We start from the raw sequence: 8,042 nt of genomic DNA on the forward strand, positions 1-8,042 counted from the left end.
CGGATTCACCAGTCGTACTGCAGGCCGACGTACCAGCGCCGCGGCTGCGGCAGCTGCGCGGTGTCGTAGGGCGTGGGCACCGAGGAGTAGGTCGTGATCAGCAGCGGCGTGTCCTCGTCGAACAGGTTGCTGACGCCGGCGAACACGAACGCCTTGCCGAAGCGGTAGCCGCCGCGCAGGTTGGCGATCCAGTACGGGTCGGTGCGACCGATCGGGCGGTTCTCGATGTCGGAGAAGTACGCGTTCGAATGGCGCGCGTTGACGCCGAACTCGAAGCCGCCGTCGCCGCGCCAGGTCGCGCCGAGGCTCATCGTCGCCGACGGCGCATTGGCGAACTGGTGGCCTTCGATGCCCGAGCCCGGATACTGCGTGACCTTGGTGCGCAGCAGGCCGAGATCGGCACGCAGCTCCAGCGCCTGCGTCGCCAGCCAGCGCGCGCCGAACTCCGCGCCGTAGTTGCGCGCACGATCGGCGTTGCGGATCACCACCGCCCAGATCGCCGGGTCGGGATTGAGGTCGAACGGCAGCTGCATGTCGCGGAACTCGCCGTAGAACACGTTGCCGGTCAGCTGCAGGCGGCCGTCGGCGAGGTCGGCGCGGAAGTACGCCTCGTAGTCGCGCACGTACTCGGCGTCGTAGCTGTAGCTGACGATCGGCACGTCGAGCGTGACGCCGCCGCCGCCGGCGTTGTAGCCGCGCGAGGCGAACACGCCGAAGGTCCATTGCGGATCGGGGTGCCAGGCCAGGCCGATCTTCGGCAGGAACGCGGTGTAGGACTGGTCGATGTCGATGTGCACCAGCGCGCCTTCGCCGCCGCGGCGGCGATGCGTCTCGCGTTCGTAGCGCGCACCGAAACTGAGGTCGAAGCGCTCGCCCAGCGCGAACGTGCCTTCGCCGTAGATCGCCGCGGTGCGCACGCGGTCGCGGAAGCGCTCGTCGACCGGGTAGTCGATGAACTCGCGCTGGTCGGCGCGATAGAGGTAGACGCCGGCGATGCCGCCGAAGCGCGTGTCGCCGCGATCGAGCAGCAGGCGCGGCTCGAACACGCTGTCGCGCGTGTCGATGCGCGCGATGCCGGTGCGCGCCGGCGCGAAGCGGTCGACGTGCAGGTCGGTCGTGCTGATCAGGTTCTGCCAGCTCAGGCGATCAGCCAGCTGCCACTGCGTGTCGAGGATTGCCGCGTTGGTGCGCGGCGCGAACACCGGCATGTCCGGCGTGCTGGCGACCTGCGCCGCGTCGAACGGGCGCGACACCGTCTCGGTCTGCGGCGCGCTCGCGCTGGCGTGCTGGAAGGTCAGCAGCGCGCGGAAATCCGGCAGCGCCGCAGGCTTCCAGGCGAGCTTGGCGCGCAGGGTGCGCGTCTGGATCTCGCCCGGATCGGAAACGCCGGGGTACGGCGCGAAGTCGAGATAGCTGTCGCGATGCTGGATGCCGCCGGCCAGGCGCAGCGCGAATTCCTCGCCGGCGAGCGGACCGGAAAGATAGAACGCGCCTTCGCGACGATCGCCGTCGCCGCCGATCACGCGCACGCCGGCCTCGCGCTCGGCACCCGGATCGCGCGTCTTGATCGCCAGCGTGCCGGCGATCGCGTTGCGTCCCTGCAGCAGGCTCTGCGGTCCGCGCAGGAATTCGACCTGCTGCACGTCCCACAGCGAGTTGTCGCCGAACACGATCTCGTTGTAGCTCGCCGGACGGCCGTCGATGGTGACGTTGAGGCGCGGCCTGGAGCCGGCGAAGAACGCATCGACGCCCAGCGCCGCGCCGGTGCCGTCGACGCCGCGCACGGCCGGCGCGAGATTGCCCTGGCCGAAGCTGGTGACGTTGACGAGATCGGCGAGCACGTCGCGGCTGTCGACGATGCCGCGTTCGTCGAGCGACTGTGCGTCGAGCACGGTGGTGCTGGTGGCCGTGTCGTGCTGCGAGCGGCCCTGTTTCTCCGCGGTGACGACGATGCTGTCGAGCCGCGTCGCTCCCGCCTCCGGCGCGTCCTCCGCGCCGGCCGCGGCCGGCGCGATCGCCGCGGCGATCAGCAGCGCCAGTGGAAGCGACGAACGGACGCGCAGCGGGGTGCGCGGGCGGCAATGGAACGGCGGCATCGGCGAAGCTCCCGTGTGCTGGCTTCCGACCTCGCATCCGGGGATGCAGGGGCTGGCAGCACGGCGAGGGAGCCGATGCGCTGGCGGGGCGGATCGAAGAATCGGTTGCCGGGCGGCAACCGGCCGACATGGTAGTACGCACGCGCGGCGTTCGACAATCCAATCCGCCGTCGCAGGGCGCCTCGCCGATCCCCTCACCCCGCGTTCGCGGGAATGACGGCAAGTCCGTTTCCGGATTCCCTCAGTCGGCGTAGGCGCGTGCGGGCTCGCCGCGCAGCGTGATGCGCGCGAGCGCGAAGGTGATCAGCGCGCACGCCGCGATGCCGACCACCATCGGCAGCGCGGTGCCGTCGAGGAAGCGGCTGACGATCGCCATCACGATCGCGCCGGTGAGGAACTGCAGGGTGCCGATCAGCGCCGACGCGGTTCCGGCGATCGCGCCGTGTTCTTCCAGCGCGAGCACGGTCACGTTCGGAATCACCAGGCCGAGGAAGGCGTAGCCGACGAACAGCAGCACGGCCAGCACGGCGAGGCTGTCGATGCCGAGCGCGAACAGGGCGAACAGGGCCGTCATCGAACCGACGTAGCCGGCCACGGCCCGGCGCGCGAGCCGGCGCAGGCCGAAGCGCCGCGCCAGCAGTCCGTTGAACTGCGCCGCGCCGATGAAGGCGATCGCGTTGATCGAGAAGAAGAAGCTGTACTGCGTCGGGGTCAGGCCGTAGTGCTCGATCAGCACGAAGGACGAACTTGCCAGGTAGGCAAAGAAACTCGACGTGCCGAACGCGCAGATGAAGCCCATGCCGAGGAACGACGGATCGCCGAGCAGTTCGCGATAGGCCGACAGCGCGCCGCGCACCGTGCTGCCTGCGCGCAGGTGCGCGTGGCGCGTCTCGCGCAGGAACAGCGTCAGCAGCACCAGGCCGAGCAGCGCGGCGACCAGCACGCTCCAGAAGATGCCGCGCCAGTCGGTCCAGGCGATCACCAGGCTGCCGGCCAGCGGCGCGAGGATCGGCGAGACGCTAAACACCAGCATCAGCAGCGACATCATCTGCGCCGCGTCCGGCCCGGTATGCAGGTCGCGCACCACGGCGCGGCCGATCACCATGCCGGCACTGGCGCCCAGTCCCTGCAGCACGCGGAACGCGATCAGCGTCTGGATGTCGGTGGCGAGCGCGCAGCCGATGCTGCCCAGCGCGAACAGGACCAGCCCGGCGTACAGCAGCGGCTTGCGCCCGAAGATGTCCGACAGCGGACCGTAGACGAGCTGGGCCAGGCCCATCATGACGAAGAACACCATCAGGCTCGCCTGCGTGGCGCCGGTGCCGGCGTGCAGCGCGGCGCGGATCGACGGCAGCGCCGGCAGGTACATGTCGATCGCGAACGGGCCGATCGCCGTGAGCAGGCCGAGCACGGCCGCCGTCTTGAAGAAATCGCTGCGCATGGACGTCCTTGGCGCGCGCCGGCCCGCGGGCATGGCGGAAGAGGGGCGCGGAAGAGGGGCGCGCACGAAAGGCGCGCGGCGAAGCGCACGAGCTTGGGGGCGTGCGCCGCGATATCAACCCCGGCGGCGCACGCGCGAGGACTTCAGCTCACGGCGCGGGCGATTCGAAGCCGTCGGCGAAGATCGTGTCGTCGAGTGCGTCGACGTCGCTCGCCGTGTTGTCGGCGGGCTCGGGATCGACCGACCCGGCCGGCAAGGTCGCCGTGGCCGTGCTTTCGATCGGCCCGTCCGCCGTCGCGGCGACGGTGGCGGTGATCGTGTAGGTGACGCTGTCGCCCGCGGGCAGGTCGACGCTGTCGGCGACGTCGCCGCTGCCGTTCGCCGCGCAGCTCGCGCCGCCGGCGGCGACGCAGGTCCAGCCGATGCCGGTCAGCCGCGTCGACAGCGTCGTCGCCACGGCCACGCCGGCGACGGCGTCGGGCCCCTGGTTGCTCACCGTCAGCGTGTAGCTCAGCGTGTCGCCGGGTCGCGCCGACTCGACACCGTCGTCGAGCGTGACGCCGACGTCCGCCGTCGTGGTCGACCCCTGCACGGTCACCAGCATGCGCTGCACGTCGCTCGCGCCGGCGCCGTCGGAGACGCGCACGGCGACGCGGTAGTTGCCGGCGACCGTGTAGGCGCGCGAAGCGGTGACGCCGGCGGCGTCGCCGAAGTTGCCGTCGCCGTCGAGGTCCCAGTCGTAGGCGAGCGTGTCGCCGACGTTCGGATCGACGCTGTTGGCCGCGGTGAAGCCGATCGTGCGCGGCGCGCCGTCGGCGCTGGAGCCGGCGGCGAGCGCGATCGCCGCCGACGGTGCCTGGTTCGTGCAGCCGTCGCAGTAGTACACGCGCGAGACGCGGCCTTCCTCCAGGTTGGCGAAGAACAGGTCGCCACCGGGGCCGGAAGCCAGCTGCACCGCCTTGGCCGAGACGCCACCGAAGAACGCGGCCGCGGAACTGTCGGCGGGAGCGTCCGGAATGCCGTCTTCGTCGGCATCGACGAACGGGATGTTGAAGAGGATCTGGCGGTTGGCGTCGGCGAAGAACAGCGAGTCGCGGTAGGCCGCCGGATAGGAACTGCCCTGATAGAACGTCAGCCCGGTGATGTCCGAACTGCCGACGTGCGAGTAGGTGTACCAGGGCGGCGTGTGCGGGGTACGTCCGCCGGTGTCGCCGTCCGAATACAGGCCGGTGCAGATCGGACCGGTGAAGTTGCCGTGATGGCCGCGCCCCTCGTAGCAGGGCCAGCCGAAGTTCCGCAGCCCGGCGCCCTCGGCGGGCACGGCCGGGATGTAGTCGATCTCCTCCCACGAGGTGTCGCCGACGTCGCCGAGCCAGATCTCGCCGGTGTTCGGCCGCACCGTGAAGCGGAACGGATTGCGCAGGCCGTAGGCGATGATGCGCTTGGCGTTGTCGGACAGGCCGCTGGAAGCGAGCGGATTGCCGGGCGCGGGGCTGCCGTCGGCCGGATTGATGCGGATGATCGAGCCGTTGAGCCAGACCTGCTGCCCGACGTACTGCGATTCCACCTCCAGGCCCTGCGAACGCAGCGAGCCGCCGTGGTTGGTCGCCTGGTCGTCCGGATCGGCCGCATTCAGCGGCGAACGCTGGTCCGGCCAGTCCGGATTGCCCGACTGGCCGTAGTCGCCCCAGTTGAAGCTGGCGCCGTCGCCGCCGCCGCCGTAGAGATAGCCGTCCGGCCCGAACAGGATCGTGCCGACCGAATGGCTGGGGTACTGCTGGAACCAGTCCTCGATCAGTACCTGCTCGTCGCCGGCCGTGTCGCCGTCGACGGTCAGGCGCGAGATGCGCCCGCCGATCACGCAGCCGCCGCCGTCGTCGGTCGCGCCCGGCGGGCTCGGGCAGCCCGTCGGCCACCAGCGCGGCGCCCACGGCGTCGGATCGCTGGCCGGGAACAGGCCGCCGTTGTAGGCGTACTGCACGTAGACGTAGGGCTGCTCGGGAAAGCGCGGATCGAGCGCGAAACCGAGCAGGCCGCGGTCCCAGAAGTTGTGCACCTGCGGGCCGAGGTCGACGAAGACCTGCGGCGCCGTGTCCAGCAGGTTGCGATAGACGAAGACCTTGCCGCCCTTCTCGGTGACGAAGACGCGGCCGTCGTGGGCGAAATGGACGCCGGTCGGCTCGGTCCGGTTCGGCAGGCGGTTGTCGAGATGGAAGCCGGAAGGCAGAACCTGTCCGGATGCGGTACCAGCCGACAGTCCTGCCAGGACCGTGACGACCATCGTGCGCTGCCATGCCTTCATTGCGAGCTCTCCATGGGGGAACCGCCCGGACTTGCCGCTGTCGCACCATTAAATGTGATTTCCATCACATTAGAAAGTCCCGGGGGTGGGTCCTGCCCCGACATGGGAACAGCCGGGCCGGACGCCCGTCAACCAGCCGTTTCGACGCCTCAGGTAAAGTAGCGGGATGTATCTGGAGTATTTCGGCCTGCGCGAGCCGCCGTTTTCGATCACGCCGGACCCGCGCTACGTCTTCCTGTCCGAACGGCACCGGGACGCGCTCGCGCACCTGCTCTACGGCATCGGCAAGGGCGGCAGCGGCGGCTTCGTGCAGCTGACGGGCGAGGTCGGCACCGGCAAGACCACGCTGTGCCGGCTGCTGCTCGAACAGCTGCCGGAGAACACTCGCGTCGCCCTGGTGCTCAACCCCAAGCTCTCGCCGGTGGAACTGGTGGAGACCGTCTGCGAGGAGCTGAAGCTGCCGATCGAGGGCAAGCGCGGCAGCCTCAAGGCGCTGACCGACACGTTGAACGCGTTCCTGCTCGACGCCTACGCGCAGGGCCTGCGCGTGGTGCTGATCGTCGACGAGGCGCAGAACCTGTCGATCGAGTCGCTCGAACAGGTGCGCCTGCTGACCAACCTCGAAACGCCGACGCAGAAGCTGCTGCAGATCATCCTGCTCGGCCAGCCGGAACTGCGCGAGCTGCTCGACCGCCCGGAACTGCGCCAGCTCGCCCAGCGCATCACCGCGCGCTACCACCTGACGCCGCTGGACATCGCCGAGACCGAGGCCTACGTGCGTCACCGCATGGCGGTCGCCGGCTGCAAGCGCATGCCGTTCTCGCGGCTCGGCCTGAAGGCCCTCTACCAGCGCTCCGGCGGCGTTCCGCGGCTGGTCAACATCATCGCCGACCGCGCGCTGATGGCCGCCTACGCGCGCGAGCAGGACAGCATCGGCGAACGCCTGGTCGACCGCGCCGCCGACGAGACCCTGCCCGGCCACGCGCGCTACTGGATGCGCCGCTACGGACTGTGGGCCGCGGCCGCGCTGCTGCTGCTGGCGATCGGCGCCGGTGCGCTGTGGCTGCAGCGGTATCGACAGGCCGCGCCGGCGCAGGCGGCGCCGCCGCCGGCCGCCCCGGCGCCGGCCGCGGTGGACGCCGAATCGCAGCGCCTGTCCGCACGCCTCGCCCAGGCGCCGGAAACCGAACTGACCGCGTTCACGCAGCTGCTCGCGCGCTGGCAGGTCGATTCCAACGAGGTGTCGGTGCGCGACGCGAGCCGCTGCCCGCCGATCGTCGCCAGCGGGCTGGCCTGCCTGCGCGGCCATGCGACACTGGAGCAGGTCGCCCGCTTCGACCGACCGCTGATCCTGGCCCTCGACGCGGGCGAGCGCCCCGGCCACGCGGCCTACGCCCTGCTGCAGGGCGTCGGCAAGCGGCTGGTGCGCCTGGATCTGGCCGGCGACCGCTACGAACTCGAACGCGATTCGCTGTCCAAGGTCTGGAACGGCGACTTCATCGCGCTGTGGCGCCTGCCGGCGGGCCTGCCGGCCACGCTCAAGCGCGGCGACAGCGGCGATGCCGTCGCCTGGATCATGGACCGCGTGGCCACCTTCGACGACGGCGCCGTGGCGAAGTCGGCGAGCGCGACCTTCGATGCGGAGCTGGAAGAACGCATCCGCAAGCTGCAGCAGGCCTACGGCATCAAGGCCGATGGCATCATCGGCCCGGAAACGCTGTTCGCGCTGTCGGCGCTGGACGACGCCGGACCGCATCTGGCGCGCACCGTCGAGTAAGCGCGCCGCACCCCAGGAATTGCAATGTCGTTGATCCTCGAAGCCCTGAAGAAATCCGAACAGCAGCGCCGCCTCGGCGAGGCGCCGACGCTGGGATCGCCGGTGCTGGTCGCGCGCAAGCGCCGCAACCTGCTGCCGCTGTTCGGCGTGCTGATCGTCGCCGCACTGGCGGTCGGCTGGTGGCTGACGCGCACCCCGCAGCAGGAACCGGATGCACCGAAGACCGACACCGTCGCCGTCGCACCGGCGCCGGCCGGCCAGGCCGCGCCAGCGGTCAAACCCGCCCCGGCGCCGCACGCACCGGCCGCGCGGCCGCCGAACGCCAATCCCGCCACCGGCGCGGGTTCGCCGCCGGCAGCGAACCGCACCGCCGCGCCCGCGACAGCACCGGCCAAGCCGCCGGTCGCGACGGCGCCGGCCGCGCAG

General features: G+C 70.8%; 4 protein-coding genes and 1 pseudogene. 2 read left to right on the forward strand and 3 right to left on the reverse strand.

Going from position 1 to position 8,042, the window contains the following annotated elements; genetic code table 11:
- Window positions 1-5: 5 nt before the first annotated feature.
- The 3 genes from ACFO6Q_RS12330 to ACFO6Q_RS12340 all read right to left on the reverse strand — a co-directional run bounded on the left by ACFO6Q_RS12330 (window position 6) and on the right by ACFO6Q_RS12340 (window position 5,839).
- Complete coding sequence (locus ACFO6Q_RS12330) at window positions 6-2,096, reverse strand: TonB-dependent receptor (RefSeq protein ID WP_380021401.1); 2,091 nt, start codon at window positions 2,094-2,096, stop codon at window positions 6-8.
- A gap of 241 nt (window positions 2,097-2,337) precedes the next feature.
- Window positions 2,338-3,537, reverse strand: coding sequence for a multidrug effflux MFS transporter (locus ACFO6Q_RS12335; RefSeq protein ID WP_380021402.1), 1,200 nt, complete (start codon window positions 3,535-3,537; stop codon window positions 2,338-2,340).
- Window positions 3,538-3,685: 148 nt separating this feature from the next.
- On the reverse strand, window positions 3,686-5,839 hold the full coding sequence (locus ACFO6Q_RS12340) for a PQQ-dependent sugar dehydrogenase (protein ID WP_380021403.1): 2,154 nt from the start codon (window positions 5,837-5,839) through the stop codon (window positions 3,686-3,688).
- A 166-nt stretch (window positions 5,840-6,005) separates the two neighbouring features.
- Here ACFO6Q_RS12340 and ACFO6Q_RS12345 point away from each other — a divergent pair, with 166 nt between their 5' ends.
- Both ACFO6Q_RS12345 and ACFO6Q_RS12350 read left to right on the forward strand, forming a co-directional pair.
- Window positions 6,006-7,616 (forward strand): ExeA family protein, encoded by a 1,611-nt coding sequence (locus tag ACFO6Q_RS12345; RefSeq protein WP_380021404.1) that lies wholly within the window; start codon window positions 6,006-6,008, stop codon window positions 7,614-7,616.
- Window positions 7,617-7,640: 24 nt separating this feature from the next.
- A pseudogene (locus ACFO6Q_RS12350) lies at window positions 7,641-8,042 on the forward strand (hypothetical protein); the annotation flags it as partial.

The sequence above is a fragment of the Dokdonella ginsengisoli genome (assembly GCF_042652785.1).
GTDB classification, from domain to species: domain Bacteria; phylum Pseudomonadota; class Gammaproteobacteria; order Xanthomonadales; family Rhodanobacteraceae; genus Dokdonella_A; species Dokdonella_A ginsengisoli.

Bases quoted from the DNA above. Each gene is read 5' to 3' on its own strand.
- ACFO6Q_RS12335 (WP_380021402.1), bottom strand. From the start codon at position 3,537: ATGCGCAGCGATTTCTTCAAGACGGCGGCCGTGCTCGGCCTGCTCACG.
- ACFO6Q_RS12340 (WP_380021403.1), bottom strand. From the start codon at position 5,839: ATGAAGGCATGGCAGCGCACGATGGTCGTCACGGTCCTGGCAGGACTG.
- ACFO6Q_RS12345 (WP_380021404.1), top strand. From the start codon at position 6,006: ATGTATCTGGAGTATTTCGGCCTGCGCGAGCCGCCGTTTTCGATCACG.
- ACFO6Q_RS12330 (WP_380021401.1), bottom strand. From the start codon at position 2,096: ATGCCGCCGTTCCATTGCCGCCCGCGCACCCCGCTGCGCGTCCGTTCG.